A 13,600-nucleotide genomic window follows, 5' to 3' on the forward strand; every position below is an offset into this window, starting at 1 on the left:
GCATATCGGTTCTGATTTCATGGAGATTGGAGAAAACTTATTTCTTAATGATGAGCCCGATGCGCCTTATAAACAGAGCGAGTCACTGGTAACTAACCGGGTATCAATATAACAACGGCAGAGAGACGAAATTGTCCAAGAATTCTCCTCGCAATCAGCTTGGTTTCGCAACGCGCGCAATCCATATCGGTCAACAGCCCGATCCTCTGACCGGAGCCGTAATCCCTCCAGTCTACCATGCCACGACCTATGTGCAGGATGGCATAGGCGTGAGCAAGGGATATGATTATACGCGCAGCGGCAATCCAACCAGAAATGGTCTGGAACAATGCCTCGCGGATCTGGAAGGCGCGCAAGCCGCGTTTACATTTCCCAGCGGCCTTGCGGCAGCGGCAACCTTGCTGGAAGCGCTGCCGGCCGGGTCATCGATACTGGCGCATAATGATCTTTACGGGGGTGTCTATCGACTGCTTGCCGATGTCAGGCCCGTTACGGCGGCTCATAATGTGAACTTTGTGGATTTTTCTGATGAAGGCGCGCTTCGGCAGGCCATCCTGGACCACAAGCCTGCCCTGTTGTGGTTTGAGACGCCTTCCAATCCAACACTTCGCATTGTCGATCTGTCGCTCGTTGCACAATTGGGCAACAAGGCTGGCGCGATTACCGTTTGCGACAGCACCTTTTCATCTCCGGCCGGACAGCGCCCGATAGATTATGGCATTCATGTCGTCGTGCATTCGGCCACGAAGATGCTCAATGGGCACTCGGATCTTCTGGGCGGAGTGATTGCCGTATCGGCAAACGCACCAGACAATCTTGCAGAGCGGGTGAAATATCTGCAAAACGCGCTTGGCTCCGTCATGTCGCCGACCGACTGCGCTCTTTTGCACCGTTCCCTGAAAACCCTGGAAATCCGTAGCGTCCGGCAATCACAAACTGCATTGGCATTGGCGCGCAATCTCGAACAAAATGCGAAAGAACTGGGGCTTGCCCGGGTTATCTATCCCGGTCTGGCAAGCCATCCCCAGCATGCACTGGCCGCCGATCAAATGATCAATTTCGGCTGTGTTATTTCCGTCGAGGTCGAAGGGAGCCTGCAACGTGTCGAACGCATTTTGACTTCAACCCGGTATTTCCATTTTGCAGTCAGTCTGGGAAGTGTGGAAAGTCTCATTCAGCATCCCTATTCCCTTACCCATGCGGTTGTACCGGAAGATCAGAAAAGCCATCTGGGCATTGGCGCTCAACTCATCCGCATCTCTATCGGTCTGGAAGATCGGGAAGATCTTGAAGCAGACCTTGTGCAAGCATTGATGAACAACCGGGCTTAGAGCATTTCCAACGATTCCGTTTAAACAGGAACCGCTCTAGCCGCCTTGATTCAGGTCGACATCGGCAACCACTGACATGCCCGGAATAAGCCGTTCGCTGAAAGGCTGTTGCGGGTCAATCCTGACCCGCACAGGAATACGCTGGGCGACTTTCGTGAAATTGCCGGTGGCGTTGTCTGCTTTGACGACAGAGAATTCCGAACCCGTTGCCGGTGCGAAATGCTCGATGCGGCCTGTAAACCTTCTATGCCCGAGAGCATCGACGGTGAATGTGATTGCATAGCCCGGCTCCATATGTTCAAGCTGGCTTTCCTTGAAGTTGGCCACCACCCATATATCATCAGGCACGATCGATCCGATCTGCGAGCCGACAGAAAGATATTGGCCCACACGACCTGTTATTTCGCCCAGCGTGCCATCCTGAGGGGCGAGAATGCGCGTATTCTGCAGGTCTATCTCTGCCAGCCGGACTGCGGCCTCCGCGTTGCTGATATTTGCTTCAAGCGAGCGACGCCCGACGATTATACTTCTCAACTCCTGTTCCGTGACTTTTTCCGCAGCCTCGGCCTGATGTACCGCCGCACGGGCTTGGTTGAATGTTGCCTGGTTTTTTTCGGCGTCGCTCTTGGTGGCGATCTTTTTTCCCAGCAGGTTCAATGTCCGTTCATTCGCACTTTTGGCGGCATCCAACGCTGCATCGGCACTTTCTATTTCTGCCTTGGCTGATTCAATTTTCGCCTCTGCGGATTTTTGGTTCTGCTCGGAAACAGCAAGCTGTGCCTTGGCAGTCTCAAGTGCGGCCTGGGCTTGTTCCAGTTTCTGGGCATAGATCCGGTCATCGATCCTGACGATCAGATCGCCTCGTTTGACTTGCTGATAATCCTGTACCGGTATTTCAACGATATATCCGGCGAGTTGCGGACTCAGGATCGTCACCTTGCCGCGGATATAGGCGTCATTCGTCGTTTCGACAGAGCTTTTAAAGGGCGGCAGATTCCACACATAGAGGACAATCACCACGCCGGTTATACCGACAATGATTGCAATATAGGTAGCAATGGAACGAAAGATACTGGACATAATGGATGACTTGTCTTTGGGTCTAATATTGTTGTGCAATAGAGCGAGAGGATATTCCGGAAGACCAAAGGCGCTGCCGGTTCTGCCAGGCGACATGGATAAGCAAACACCCCAGTGCTGCGAAGGAGAGGCAGGAAATCAGGAGAAATGCCTCATTATAAGCGAGCGCATAGGCCTGCTGGGTCACTTGTCTGGCAAAGAGGGCTTTGGCCTGCACGGCCTGCTGGCCGGGGTCGGTCAGGAATTTATTATAGGCTCCACCAAGCTGATTAAGGCGGAGCGTTACAAGCGGGTCTGTAATCTGGAGACGCGAGGTCAGATAAAACGAATGGACGTGCTCGCGCCAGGTTACAAAAGTTCCGTAAAGCGCGCTGCCCAGATAGCCGCCCACTTTCTGGGTTGCAAGAAACACCACGACGAATGAAAGAATATAGTTTGGGCCGCGCTTCATCGCAGCGCCCATGCCCACCGCAAGGGCCGGGGGCAAGAACAGGCCGCTTGCAAAGCTGACCAATGCCTGGCTGACATACATCTGCTCTGGACGGGTCAGCGTCGTTGACTGGCTATCCATATAGCTTCCAACCCCCAGCAGCAGCAATGCCACGGCATGGATGAAGGGTTCCCGACCCGGCTTCATGATCAGGGCACAAACAGCGCCGGAGATGATGGCAGCAATCAGCATGACCCAGTAAAGCCCGGCCATTTGCGCATTGAGCATCCCGGCATTTCGCAGAAAATTGATGGCGCCGCTCGACTGCTCCGAAAGGGCAATGCGGAAAACGAGCAAGGCTCCGGCAAAATGCAGTATTTCTCTGGATGTCAGCCAGCGTATGTCTACCAGATGTTCCTTGCGGTTCAATTCTATGACAACGAAGATTGCGGACGAGACGATACCTGTGATGAACAGCCAGGCCAGCCAGTTGGCCTCGGTCCACCAGTAGAGCCGGCCTACGGTCAGTGCGACAGCAAAAGAACCCAGCCCGACCGCCAGGAAAATATAGCTGACAACATCCAGCTTTCGTATTGCCTTGACACGCGGCGGCGAGGCAAGCGGCAACAGGTAGACAAGTCCCAGCGCTACCATCGCCGCGCCAATTTCAAAGGTATAGAACATTCTTACTCCGCCCAGATCCAGCAGGAACGGCGAAAGAATACCGGTGAGCGGTGTCGGAATGGCCAGCGCCAACAGCGCCATGCAAAGGCCGATGTTCATTTTCCGGGCGGGCTGAAAGGCTTCAAGAATGTAGAGAAACGCAAGGGACGATATGGGTGCCGCTGCTGCGCCCGCTACAAAACGGAAAAGAAGCGCGGTTCCAAAATCATTGACCCATAAATGTGCGAGGCAGACAAACACGTAAACGACGATGGCCGCTTCGGAGAAGTTTCTTATGCCATATTGTGCCCGAACCTTGAAAAGCAGCAAGGTGAGGCTGACATTCGGAAAAACATATGCCGCCATGAGCCACACGGTTTCATTTTGTGTGAGTCCCATCGGGCCTGCTATTTCCTGAAGGTTGCTCGCAATGAAGCTCAGGCCGAGTCCCTGTATTGCTGCGAATATGAAACCCGCAATAATGTAGGCGGCTGACAATAATGGCGGCTTGGTCAGGATTTTGGTGCTTTCGGGTGACGCGGTTCCCGGAGAATCCGGGGTTGCGCCTGTTGCATCTGCCTGCTTACTGGTTCCGGGGCCGGTTTTTGATGTCGAACTAGCCGCGGACATTCATATGTTCCATCGAGGAAATATTGTCAGAGATTTGCTCGATCAGGTGAAGCGCGATCTCAATTTTATCCGGCTCGATCCCCGCGACAATCTGGCGGCGCATCGCGTCGGCTATTGCATGCACCAACCGCGCCTGTTCCACCCCGTAAGGGGTCAGGTACAGGCGCTTCACCCGCCGGTCTGTGGCATCCGGACGCCGCTCGATAAAACCATGCTCCTCCATGCGGTCCAGCAAGCGGACAACCGTTGCTTGCTGAAGATTGAGACTGAGGGCCAGTTCCGCCTGCGTCATGCTTTCCTTGTTTGCAAGCCTGAACAAGACGCGGGCGCGCGGGTAAGTAAGCCCATGCATGCTGACCTGCTGGTCAAAGGCCATGCGCAGCTTGAGGCTTAATCTGGTGATGGCATCCAAAAAATCAGAATACTGGTTACGCTTTCCCATCGGGCACCAATCATTAGTGTGCTATTGATATTTGTATATTTAGCACGCCAACTATTTGGCATCAATAAAAACACAAAAAATTGACAATTCGCGCAGCCTGCATGCGCGTGGCGCGCAACCGTCTCCAACCCTGAGCAATCGCCAGATAATCAACGGCATGTTGCCGATCTGGTCATGAAAGGCCGCTGACTATATGAGCAGTTCAGCGGCGGTCGCCTCATCGGTAATCACAATATTGCAATGCCCGCCCTGAAGGATGGCCCGCAGGCTTTCAACCTTGCGCTTCCCTGCCGCTGCAACAATTCGTTTCGGAATACGCCTGAACTTATCCAGCTCCAACCCGACCGTTCGGTCCGCCAGCGGATGGGAAATCGTATTTCCCTCCAGGCCCAATGCCTCCCCCTGAAGAATGCAGACAGCACCGGCACGCATGAGTTCGGCAACATCGTCATCCGAAAATTGCCCAACCAGACGCAACGTACTTGCATTGCTTAAATCATCCACGCCGACCAATACGATGTCGGCCTCGGCGGCAATGCCGATCGCTTCGCGAATGTGCGCACTTTTTCGCAATTGCACCGACTCGGCGATCGTTTCGGTGATGCGCGGGGCAATCAGATAGCAGCATTCTGCGCTCAATATGCGTGCATAACGTGAGGCAATATCGAAAGAACTCAGCCCGTTGCCCCGCACCATGCTACCCAATAACGTCACGACCCGGTTGCCCTCTGGCCGTCTGGGCTGCAATCCCGCAACCGAGGCATCAAGCGTCTTCCCCCAGCCAACAGCCAGCGTCTGATTGGCCTCAAGGCTGCTCATCACATAGGCTCCGGCCGCAATTCCGACGCTGCGAACGACGCCACTTTCGGTCTCCGATTGCGGCACAACCCATGCATCTGCCAGCCCGAAGCGCTGTTTCAATGCATTTTCTTCACGCAAGGCAACGCGTGCATTCGGCGCGATTACATAATGGATCAGACCGGCTTCCCTGCATTCTGCAATAAGCCGGTTAACCTTCGCGCGCGTAAGGCCCAGCGATTGAGCAATCGAATCCTGTGTACGGCCTTCGACCAGATGGGCCCAGGATGCGCGCAGCATCAGATCACGTTCAGTTTGCATCGATCCCCTCGATCTGAAATTTTGTCATTTCCTCGTTACAATATTTCATTAGCTAAAGGCACCGAGTAACGCAACCTCCCTTAGGTCGAATAGGAAGCCCAATGCTAAAAACACATATTAGTGCTCTCGCGCTAGCCACGGTGGTTACATTAACGGCGCTGTCGCCTTCGCAGGCGATTGAGCTGGAGATGCCAACATATCAGCTCGAAGAGGGCTTTGGCGACTGGTGGAAGGCTGCTGCCGAAGCTTTCACGAAAGAAAATCCCGGCCATTCGGTCAAACTCATCAGTGTGCCATTTGGCGATCATCACGATCAGATGACCACACGGCTTGCAGCAGGCACGCCTCCCGATATTGCGCATATTTCGGCTCGTTTCGTATTCGGATTTGCCGATAACGGACTTCTTGAGCCTCTCGACGAGCGGTTGAAAAATATTGGCTGGAAGGAAGAAGATTTCATCAGTGCGCAAGCCTCGATGCGCCGCGAAGGCAAGGTTTATGCGCAGGCTCTTCTCGGCTATGCGTGGGGCCTGTTCTACAATAAGGAAATGCTGGATGTAGCCAACATCGCTGTACCGACGACACCGGACGAGTTTGTTGCCGCAGCCAAAGCGTTGACGCTCGACAGTGACGGCGACGGTCGCGTCGATCAATACGGTTTTGCCTTCGTTACCGATCAGAGCAGCCAGTCTTACTTTAACCTGACCTATTTGCTTGCCGGCCTTGGTCATAACTGGGTGGAAGACGGAAAACTCATCTCCAAGGACGATTTGCGCAAGGCTGTCGCCATGACGGATGAGTTATTGAAGGCCGGTACAACGCCCACAGGCATTGGCAATAACGATATGCGCCAGCTGTTCTGGCAGGGCCGTGCAGCCATGTATATCGATGGGAGCTGGGCGCCCGCTTACAAAAAGGATGCCACGCCGCAGGTCGCAGAATCCTATCGCGTTGCCGCTTTGCCTTTCCCTGACGAAGCCGGTGGCCCAAGCAATGTCCTGGCGGTCCCGGCAGCTCTCGATGACGAACGCAAGGAGCTTGCCTTCAAGTTCCTCGAACTGGTCAGCCGTCCCGAATGGCAGCAGAAATATGGTGAAATCAGCGGCAATCCACCCGCACGCTTGGGCATGCTGACCGATAAGGCCCGTGCTGATTGGCCTGAAATCCCGGTTTTTGAAGCAAGCGCCAAACGGGCAACGAAATCCTATCTGCCGACCGGTCTGGAGGGCGAATATAACAAGTTCTCCGCAATTGTTGCCGAAGGCATATCGGCATTGGCAAGTGGCGCACTGGATGCCGATGGGGCTACCGATCAGATCCATGACGAACTGACCAATGAGTTCTTCTGATATTCCCGCATCCATAAATGCAGATCGTTCCCCGCGTCGCCAAACGGCGCGGGGGCTTCGCCATGCGCGCGAACGGGCCTATCTGTTGATGCTTTTACCTGCGGCAATCCTGATCGTGGTACTGATAGGCTATCCGATCCTCACGATGATCCATCTCGCATTTCAGGATGTTAAGCTGGTGAATGTGAATGCCGCCGTTGCGCCTGAATATACATTGCGCAATTTCCAGCGCCTGTTGACCGACCGTCGCTTGCCGCAAACGTTCCAGATCACGGCGATCTTTGTATTCGGATCAACGGCATTGGCTTTTTTGTGGGGGCTGGCTACGGCCCTGTTGCTTGACCGGGCCTTTCCCGGCCGCACCGCAATCCGCATGCTGATCGTGAGCCCGTGGGCAGTGGCCGCAGTCGTTGCCAGCCTTGCGTGGATGTTTTTGCTAAACTCCGAATCCGGCCTCATGAACTACATGCTTCTTGCCGCCGGCATTATTGACAAGCCCATCAACTTCCTTGGCAGTTCGATATGGGCCTTGCCGACAGTCGTGTTTGTCTCCGCATGGAAGAGCTACCCCTTTTTCACCGTCATGCTGATGGCGGGTTTGAAGGCAGTGCCAAAAGACGCGCTGGATGCGGCCAAGATCGATGGCGCCGGTCCTTTGGTCCGCTTCTTCTGGGTTACCCTCCCTGCATTGCGTCCGGTGATTGCCGTTTCACTGCCCTTGTCGCTTCTCTCGGCTTTTCGCGAAATTGAAACCATACTTGTATTGACAGGCGGCGGTCCCGGTCGCGCTACCGAAACCCTGGCGCTCGGGATCTACAACCGGGCATTCCAGTATTTCGAGGTGGGCCGCGCCTCGGCGCTTGGCGTCGTGGTGTTTCTGCTCTGCTTCGTGTTGGTGGTAGGAACGCTCTGGCTTATCCAGGATAGGAAGCGCGCGCAATGAACCGTTTTTATTCAGCCGCACGCGTGATTGTGCTCGGTCTGTTTTCGCTGATCGCGCTGTTGCCCATCTATTGGATGGTGCTCAGCGCATTTCGCTCCAATCGCGTTGTCATGCAATGGCCGCCCAATATCTGGCCCTCTCCATCCGGCTTCAGCCTGGAAGCCATGCAGGCACTGTTTACGGGGACGCCGGTCCTGTCATGGCTGGGCATGTCCGCCATTATCGCCATAGGCACCACATTGCTTACAGTAAGCATTGCCACATTGGCAGGATATGCGCTCTCACGCAGCCGCTCCCGTCTAACAGGGATTGCGGGCTATGTGATCCTCATTGCCAAGATGCTGCCGGGCACATTGCTCATAATACCACTCTATATCATGTTCTTTCAGGCCGGATTGCTCAAGGGGCCGCAATCCTCCATTGCAGTCATACTCGCCAATTGCAGCTTCGCCGCACCCTTCGCCACATGGATGATGAAGGCATATTTCGATGGTATTCCCAAAGAAATAGAGGAAGCTGCCATGATCGATGGCTGTGGTCCGCTTGGAGCAATGCTCAAAACGATATTGCCAGCGGCCGCGCCAGCATTGGCTGCCGTCACCATCTACGTTTTCATCGTCGCCTGGAACGATTTCATGTTCGCCCGGACGTTTCTGCCGGGTGGAGAAGTCATGACTATTTCTGCGGCATCCACACAGTTTCTCGGCGAAGTCGAAATGGCGTGGAACAAGGTAATGGCGGTTGCAGTTCTCGCGGCGGCACCTGTCTTTATCGTCTTTCTTCTACTGGAACGTCACTTTTCGTCCGGCCTCACCGGCGGACATCACTAACCGAAAGCCTCTCCCATGACCCGCATTCTTCAATTCACCGATCTTCATTTCAGGCAGGCATTGCCCGGACACAGCGGCCATTCCGAGCGTTTGTCCCGCCATGGCCCGGAACTCCTTCAAATGCTCAAGGAATGCGTGGAAGCTGAAGCCCCCGACCTCGTCGCCTTCACGGGCGATATTATCGATGCGCCGCACGACCTGCTCCACAATACCGGCGACAGCAATGATCGGAACGAACTGATCGAGGCGGTCCGGGCGGATTATCGTACGATGCGTAAATGGCTCGATGAGCTGGGCTGCCCTTGGATGATCGCGCCCGGCAATCATGATTTCCGCCCGGTCTTTCTTGAAATATTTGCCGATGCTCCACGAAGGCTCGAACTGGCCGACCTGACAGCTATCAGCTATTACGACTGGGAGGTTCATGAGAATATTGCCGAACGGTTAGGCGAGGAACGCGCCCGCTTCGATGCGGCCCTTATGGAAAATCGCCCAGAGGGCTGGCCAGAACGCTGGATTGTCCATCTCCAGCATTTTCTGATCTGGCCAGACGTCCCTCATGGCTATCCAATGCGCTATAGAGAAGCCGACGAATTACGTGACTTGCTGCATTCAGCCAGTAGCCGTCACGTGGTGCTTTCTGGTCATTTTCATGCCGGAACGGAAATCGTCAATCACGGCAATGGCTATTATGCGGTTTGTAAATCCATCACCGAAGCGCCCCACCACTATCGGCTGTTTGATTTTACGGCAGAAGGCTGCCAGATGCGCACCGAACAATTGCTGCGCGGGCCGCTCGCGGACCAACGGATAGTTCTTATCGACCGGACGGATATTCTGACCGACGAGCCATCGGAAGCAAGCCCCGAATATGTCTTGAAGAAAGAAGCCGATGCATTGTTTGAACAGGCGCTCGAAGCAGGGTTTCAGCCGGTCCTCGTATCTGCGTGGAATGATCCGCACTCGCAGTCGCTGGCCTGGTCCGAAATACTCAAACGGCATGACCGGCTGTTTCTCGCTCTCTCCCGCCGGGGATTGCCGCAAGGTGCCGGGCTTGTAATCGCCATCGATGAAAATCGCCCGCTGCCGCCGCAATTACCTTTTGAGCCGCTGCCACGCTACGCTGAATTAGCTCCGCGCATTGCCAGTCAATATGGAATAAAGCCTGAAGAACTTCTCTTTTTAAGCCGTGACAGTTCGCGCCGCAAGAGATTTGGGCTTGATCGGTCGATGTCAAACATCGAGGAACTGCTTTCGCGGTCGCTGGTGAAGGCATGAACGCACTTGAAGTAAATCAGGTGAAAAAAGCCTATGGAACGACAAGGATATTGGAGAATATCTCACTCTCCGTTGAAAGCGGTGCCTTCGTCGTGATTGTCGGCCCCAGCGGTTGCGGTAAAACGACGTTGCTGCGTATCCTCGCTGGCCTCGAAGATGTGGATGAAGGCTCGCTTCGGCTGGGGTCGCGTGACATTACCGCAGTTGCGCCCGCAGCACGCAATGTCGCAATGGTTTTCCAGAATTACGCACTCTATCCAACCAAAACAGTCCGGCAGAACCTGTCTTTCGGGCTGCGTCAGCGCAAAACTCCTGCTCGTGAAATAGCGCGCCGCGTCGGCGCAACTGCAAAAATGCTGCGGATTGAGCAGTTGATGGAGCGACGGCCCTCCCAGCTTTCAGGAGGACAGCGCCAACGCGTCGCTATCGGACGCGCGATGGTCCGCGAGCCGTCTCTATTCCTGTTTGACGAGCCGCTTTCCAATCTGGATGCGGCTTTGCGCAGCGACCTGCGTCTTGAGATCAAGCGCATACATAATCTGATGGGCGCGACTTCGGTTTACGTCACGCACGACCAGCTTGAGGCGATGAGTCTCGCAGACATATTGGTGGTCATGCGCGACGGACGTATTGAGCAGGTCGGCTCACCCTCTGAAATATTTCGAAAGCCGGCTTCGCGTTTTGTAGCAAGCTTCATTGGTAATCCATTGATGGACTTCCTGCCCGCCAAAGTGGCAGGCGGCATGCTGCTGCTGCCTGATGGCTCCTCAATTGCGGCGGACGCCGCAGCCGCTCTGGCTGATCTTGCAAAAGTGGATATGGGCTTTCGTGCCGATGATCTGACGATCGTGCCCCTTGGAGAAGCGGGCTCGATACCGGCGCGGGTGGACATTGTGCAGGAGCTGGGGACGACGCGCATCGTCTATGTCATCACTGATGCAGGGCCGTTCAGTATCAGTCAATCATCGGATATTGCCCCGCCATCGGGGCAAGTGGGCGTTCGGTTCCGGCCCGACCGGATCATGTTGTTCGATCCGGCCACGGGCGGCGTAATTGGTGGTGGCGACTGAACGACAGGCTATGACTGTCTGGTGTGGCCGCGCCCGAAGGAGGCATTGGCCGCAATCTGCGCCTCAAAATCGTCCTGCAAGAAGTGGTTTTCCGGCAGGATGCGGTTCTGCGCGCGAATGACGCCGACAGGCCGGGCAGGCAAGGCTGACAGACCTCCCGCACTCCCGGTCATTCAGAAACAAGACTGGTTGAGACGGCTTATGAAGCTGACGACAGGTAAATCATGAACACACTGTTCAGGGTCATTTTCTTGCAACGACTGTCTGCGATGCATAGCTTGAATTGAGTTACCTGCTTCTTGACGGTCGTTCCATGCCACCGGCAGCACCAGCTTTGACTTCGCGTATAAAAGGAGAACCAAATATGAATTCCGATTCTAATATTTCAGACACCAAAGACGTTGAAGTCGCATCCCACCCAAAGGATGCTTCCCGCCGCAATCTGCTTAAATTCGCCGGTGCAGGGCTTGCCGCAACCGCTTTGGCTTCTCCGGTGACATCGGCTATGGCTCAGGTTCCTGAAGAAGCGAATACCGAACCGCTCAATATTGTGCGCAAGGGCATCGACAAGTCATTTGAAGTTTTCAACATCGATATTCTGGAAGAAGAAGCCAAGCGCTTTTACAACAAGGGCACTTATGTTTTCGTGAAGAATGGCTCTGGCCGGCAATGGACGCTGGCTGAAAACCAGAGAGCCTGGGACGATTACGTCATGACGCCTAACCGGATGCAGGGAATTGTACGTGAGGAGATTGATCTTTCCGTCAACCTGCTGGGCACACAGCTTCCACACCCTCTCATCATTACGCCTTTTGGCAGCCACGGCCTGCATCACCCGGCAGCCGAACTGGCGACGGCCAAAGGTGCCGCGAAAACCGGCGGTCTCCTGAGCGTTTCGAGTGCATCGACCGCAAGCCTTGAGGATATAGCCAAGGCATCGGATGGTCCTAAATGGTTTCAGATTTATCTGGACGTGGATGAAGGCTTCTCCCGCGAATTGCTGCAAAGGGCCAAAGCGGCAGGCTATAAAGCGATCATCCTCACCGTAGACTCCATTGGTCAGGGATCTTCGGATGAATATGAATATTTGGGCAAGCTTCGGCCATGGCTCCCTTACGGGAATTTCCCGGCAGGACGCTCAACCAGGTTCAAGACCAACCTGTCCTGGAGCGACGTCGAAATGATCCGTAAGGAGACGGGATTGCCCGTGATAGTCAAAGGCCTGACCCGCCCTGAAGATGCCCGCGCAGCTATTTCTGCGGGTGCCGGAGCCATACAGGTTTCCAACCATGGCGGTCGTGCACTGGATGGAACGCCTGCATCCATTACCGTTCTTCCTTCCATTGCGGAAGAAGTGAAGGGAGAGGTGCCGATAATTCTGGATAGTGGCATTCGTCGCGGGACCGATGTTGTGAAATCATTGGCGCTTGGCGCAGACGCCGTAGCCATTGGTCGTCCAGTCATGTTCGGCCTTGCCACTGGTGGAGCCAGCGGTGTCGACAGTGTCATCCGCTATTTCCATCAGGAAACGGTTGATGCGGTTTTGCATAGTGGCGTCGACAGCATCGCAAAGCTTGGCAAGGAGCACGTTCGGCGTATCTAGAGCATTTCCAGCAAAAGTGTGAAACGGTTTTGCGTCCGGATAATGCGTAAAAACAAATAGATAGAGCGGTTCCAACGATTCCGTTTAAACAAGAACCGCTCTAGCCCCGCAGAACGAGCCTCATCACATATTGCTGAAAATCTTGTCGCAGTATTTACGGCGAGGGTTGGACTTGTGCCTAAAAAACATTCTTCCAATCAACGGCAATAGAGCAAAAGTAACATCAAGATCTTATATAACTGGAGTATTACAATGAAAAAACTCGCACTCTCTATGGCATGTGTTGTTATGTCTGTCGCGGCGGCGCAGGCAGCGGACTATAAAATCGACCCGGCACATACCAATGCCAGATTTTATATTGATCACTTTAACACCTCTACCAATAGCGGTGGTTTCTACGGCATCAATGGTGACATTACGTTCGTGGAAGAAGAAATGTCGGGCGATATTTCCGTATCGATCCCGGTAAACACCCTCAATACCGGATTTAAGGCGTTCGACGAGCATATGCTGAGTTCCGACATTCTGGACGTCGAAAAACACCCTACGATTGATTTCAAATCGACAAAACTGAACTTTGACGACAAGAAACTGACCTCCGTTGAGGGCAACCTCACCATGAAGGGGCAGACCCATCCGGTTGAACTCAAGGCAACAAAATTCAACTGCTATGAAAGCCCGATGGTTAATGCCGAAGTTTGCGGTGGCGATTTTGAAACGACGATCGATCGCACCCAGTGGGGCGTTGACTACCTCGTGAAAGAGGGAATGGAAAAAATGGTTACCCTGAAAATCCAGGTGGAAGCGGTTAAACAGTAATCTCAGACAGATG

13 protein-coding genes are annotated in these 13,600 nt (G+C 54.2%); 8 read left to right on the forward strand and 5 right to left on the reverse strand.

Annotated features, from left to right (window positions below):
* Window positions 1-131: 131 nt before the first annotated feature.
* A complete protein-coding gene (locus DKP76_RS04120) occupies window positions 132-1,331 on the forward strand; it encodes a trans-sulfuration enzyme family protein (protein WP_109705197.1) in 1,200 nt (399 codons plus the stop codon).
* A 36-nt stretch (window positions 1,332-1,367) separates the two neighbouring features.
* Here DKP76_RS04120 and DKP76_RS04125 read toward each other — a convergent pair whose 3' ends face one another.
* The 4 genes from DKP76_RS04125 to DKP76_RS04140 form a co-directional block, all read right to left on the reverse strand.
* Window positions 1,368-2,411 (reverse strand): HlyD family secretion protein, encoded by a 1,044-nt coding sequence (locus tag DKP76_RS04125; RefSeq protein WP_109705198.1) that lies wholly within the window; start codon window positions 2,409-2,411, stop codon window positions 1,368-1,370.
* 22 nt (window positions 2,412-2,433) lie between these two features.
* Window positions 2,434-4,134, reverse strand: coding sequence for an MFS transporter (locus DKP76_RS04130; protein ID WP_109705199.1), 1,701 nt, complete (start codon window positions 4,132-4,134; stop codon window positions 2,434-2,436).
* The gene (locus tag DKP76_RS04135; RefSeq protein ID WP_109705200.1) at window positions 4,121-4,576 is read right to left on the reverse strand and encodes a MarR family winged helix-turn-helix transcriptional regulator; all 456 of its coding nucleotides are present in this window, start codon (window positions 4,574-4,576) and stop codon (window positions 4,121-4,123) included. Before DKP76_RS04135 ends, DKP76_RS04130 begins: the two co-directional genes overlap by 14 nt.
* A gap of 189 nt (window positions 4,577-4,765) precedes the next feature.
* A complete protein-coding gene (locus DKP76_RS04140; RefSeq protein ID WP_109705201.1) occupies window positions 4,766-5,695 on the reverse strand; it encodes a sugar-binding transcriptional regulator in 930 nt (309 codons plus the stop codon).
* A gap of 188 nt (window positions 5,696-5,883) precedes the next feature.
* On the opposite strand from DKP76_RS04140, the gene DKP76_RS04145 reads away from it, so the two are divergent.
* The 5 genes from DKP76_RS04145 to DKP76_RS04165 are packed head-to-tail and all read left to right on the forward strand — an operon-like array spanning window position 5,884 to window position 11,165.
* Window positions 5,884-7,044 carry an ABC transporter substrate-binding protein gene (locus DKP76_RS04145; protein WP_158279404.1) on the forward strand — a complete coding sequence of 387 codons (1,161 nt, stop codon included), beginning with the start codon at window positions 5,884-5,886 and terminating at the stop codon, window positions 7,042-7,044.
* Window positions 7,031-7,987 carry a carbohydrate ABC transporter permease gene (locus DKP76_RS04150; protein WP_109705203.1) on the forward strand — a complete coding sequence of 319 codons (957 nt, stop codon included), beginning with the start codon at window positions 7,031-7,033 and terminating at the stop codon, window positions 7,985-7,987. The genes DKP76_RS04145 and DKP76_RS04150 overlap by 14 nt, the downstream gene beginning before the upstream one ends.
* Window positions 7,984-8,817: a carbohydrate ABC transporter permease gene (locus tag DKP76_RS04155; protein ID WP_109705204.1), complete on the forward strand. Its 834-nt coding sequence runs from the start codon at window positions 7,984-7,986 to the stop codon at window positions 8,815-8,817. The genes DKP76_RS04150 and DKP76_RS04155 overlap by 4 nt, the downstream gene beginning before the upstream one ends.
* Window positions 8,818-8,832: 15 nt before the next feature.
* On the forward strand, window positions 8,833-10,095 hold the full coding sequence (locus tag DKP76_RS04160) for a metallophosphoesterase family protein (protein ID WP_109705205.1): 1,263 nt from the start codon (window positions 8,833-8,835) through the stop codon (window positions 10,093-10,095).
* On the forward strand, window positions 10,092-11,165 hold the full coding sequence (locus DKP76_RS04165) for an ABC transporter ATP-binding protein (protein ID WP_109705206.1): 1,074 nt from the start codon (window positions 10,092-10,094) through the stop codon (window positions 11,163-11,165). The genes DKP76_RS04160 and DKP76_RS04165 overlap by 4 nt, the downstream gene beginning before the upstream one ends.
* 8 nt (window positions 11,166-11,173) lie before the next feature.
* On the opposite strand, the gene DKP76_RS19745 is transcribed toward DKP76_RS04165, so the two are convergent.
* The gene (locus DKP76_RS19745; protein WP_280953521.1) at window positions 11,174-11,308 is read right to left on the reverse strand and encodes a hypothetical protein; all 135 of its coding nucleotides are present in this window, start codon (window positions 11,306-11,308) and stop codon (window positions 11,174-11,176) included.
* Window positions 11,309-11,529: 221 nt separating this feature from the next.
* Here DKP76_RS19745 and DKP76_RS04170 point away from each other — a divergent pair, with 221 nt between their 5' ends.
* Together DKP76_RS04170 and DKP76_RS04175 are read left to right on the forward strand one after the other, a co-directional pair.
* Window positions 11,530-12,768 carry an alpha-hydroxy-acid oxidizing protein gene (locus tag DKP76_RS04170; protein WP_158279405.1) on the forward strand — a complete coding sequence of 413 codons (1,239 nt, stop codon included), beginning with the start codon at window positions 11,530-11,532 and terminating at the stop codon, window positions 12,766-12,768.
* 252 nt (window positions 12,769-13,020) lie between these two features.
* Window positions 13,021-13,587 carry a YceI family protein gene (locus DKP76_RS04175; RefSeq protein WP_109705208.1) on the forward strand — a complete coding sequence of 189 codons (567 nt, stop codon included), beginning with the start codon at window positions 13,021-13,023 and terminating at the stop codon, window positions 13,585-13,587.
* The last annotated feature ends 13 nt before the right edge of the window (window positions 13,588-13,600 follow it).

The organism is Falsochrobactrum shanghaiense (assembly GCF_003149535.1).
Taxonomy (GTDB): Bacteria; Pseudomonadota; Alphaproteobacteria; order Rhizobiales; family Rhizobiaceae; genus Brucella; species Brucella shanghaiense.

What these genes read in the sequence shown, in the direction of transcription:
- DKP76_RS04125 (WP_109705198.1), bottom strand. Translation starts at nt 2,411, where the DNA reads ATGTCCAGTATCTTTCGTTCCATTGCTACCTATATTGCAATCATTGTC.
- DKP76_RS04130 (WP_109705199.1), bottom strand. Translation starts at nt 4,134, where the DNA reads ATGTCCGCGGCTAGTTCGACATCAAAAACCGGCCCCGGAACCAGTAAG.
- DKP76_RS04135 (WP_109705200.1), bottom strand. Translation starts at nt 4,576, where the DNA reads ATGGGAAAGCGTAACCAGTATTCTGATTTTTTGGATGCCATCACCAGA.
- DKP76_RS04140 (WP_109705201.1), bottom strand. Translation starts at nt 5,695, where the DNA reads ATGCAAACTGAACGTGATCTGATGCTGCGCGCATCCTGGGCCCATCTG.
- DKP76_RS04145 (WP_158279404.1), top strand. Translation starts at nt 5,884, where the DNA reads ATGCCAACATATCAGCTCGAAGAGGGCTTTGGCGACTGGTGGAAGGCT.
- DKP76_RS04150 (WP_109705203.1), top strand. Translation starts at nt 7,031, where the DNA reads ATGAGTTCTTCTGATATTCCCGCATCCATAAATGCAGATCGTTCCCCG.
- DKP76_RS04155 (WP_109705204.1), top strand. Translation starts at nt 7,984, where the DNA reads ATGAACCGTTTTTATTCAGCCGCACGCGTGATTGTGCTCGGTCTGTTT.
- DKP76_RS04160 (WP_109705205.1), top strand. Translation starts at nt 8,833, where the DNA reads ATGACCCGCATTCTTCAATTCACCGATCTTCATTTCAGGCAGGCATTG.
- DKP76_RS04165 (WP_109705206.1), top strand. Translation starts at nt 10,092, where the DNA reads ATGAACGCACTTGAAGTAAATCAGGTGAAAAAAGCCTATGGAACGACA.
- DKP76_RS04170 (WP_158279405.1), top strand. Translation starts at nt 11,530, where the DNA reads ATGAATTCCGATTCTAATATTTCAGACACCAAAGACGTTGAAGTCGCA.
- DKP76_RS04175 (WP_109705208.1), top strand. Translation starts at nt 13,021, where the DNA reads ATGAAAAAACTCGCACTCTCTATGGCATGTGTTGTTATGTCTGTCGCG.